General features: G+C 45.7%; 1 protein-coding gene. It reads left to right on the top strand.

Features of this window, described 5'->3' with window-relative positions; translation table 11 throughout:
• The coding region (locus EO244_RS16965) for a hypothetical protein (RefSeq protein ID WP_449371684.1) at positions 1 to 1214 on the top strand (1214 nt) is incomplete at both ends.

Genomic DNA, 1214 nt, shown 5'->3' with positions numbered 1-1214 from the left:
AAATATTAAATCCTACTACATCACAGTTGAGAGTGAAGGAACCTCACAGAGTCGAACCGATGAAGAGGGCGAATTGATGAAATATATCACATTCACAGATAAAACCGGCTCAGGAACAATCGAAGTTAATGACATTTTACTAAGATGGAACAGTTCAGATGCGGACAGAAAAGGTCTGCTTTATATGAGTTCCAGCTCTACCTACGCCCCATTCTACGATGTGATTTATGATGGTCAGACCAAAGCCAGATTTGGACGCTTGGATGGGATTACCAGCACAACAGGAAAGGTACTTTCAGGTTATGGCTTGTGGGCACAGAACGGATTTTTCGAAGGTTGGATTAATGCCAAAGAAGGTTTGATTGGAGGCATATCATTAAATGATTCAAGATTATCTACACCTGCATACTTTTTGGATAAAGATGGTACAGCTTCCTTTGCGAATGGAGCAGCTGTATTTAATGCGGATGGTCGAGTAGTATTCAGTAGTAATGTTACTTTGGACTGGTCTCAAGTTAGTAATACAGACAGTATCGCGTCAAAATCATATGCAACTGAAGAAGCTCGCTTGGCACGACTTGAAGCAGAGGCAAATGCTGCAACTGACGCACAAACGAAAGCCGATGCGGCTCTTTCTGCTGCTCAGGCAGATGCTGAGTTTAAAGCGGATCAAGCCAAAGCAGATGCCATTGCTGCAGCTAATGCAAAGGCAGAAGCCGAAACTGTGAAAGCTAAAGCATACGCTGATGGTATTGTAACAGGGGCAGAACAACGCGCCATTGATGATGCCACAACTAAGGCCAATGCTGCTGAAGCTGCTGCTATAGCAAGTGCAGCCACAGATGCTGCTACAAAAGCAACAACAGCTAAGAATGCTGCGATTAGTGCGGCGGCTATTGATGCAAAAGCGAAAGCCGATGCGGCTCTTTCTGCTGCTCAGGCGGATGCTAAGCTCAAAGCGGATCAGGCCAAAGCGGATGCCATTGCTGCAGCTAATGCAAAGGCAGAAGCCGAAACCGTGAAAGCTAAAGCTTATGCTGATGGTATTGTCACAGAGGCAGAACAACGTGCCATTGATGATGCTACAACTAAGGCGAATAATGCAGAGGCAGCTGCCATTAGTTCAGCTCAATTAGATGCTACAGCTAAGGCCAATGCTGCTGAAGCTGCTGCTATAGCAAGTGCAGCCACAGATGCTGCTACGAAAGCAACGA

It is taken from the genome of Ancylomarina salipaludis (genome assembly GCF_004122035.1).
Classification (GTDB): domain Bacteria; phylum Bacteroidota; class Bacteroidia; order Bacteroidales; family Marinifilaceae; genus Ancylomarina; species Ancylomarina salipaludis.
The sequence above is the reverse complement of the archived record's forward strand: the minus strand, read 5'-3'. Positions and strand labels throughout refer to the sequence as shown.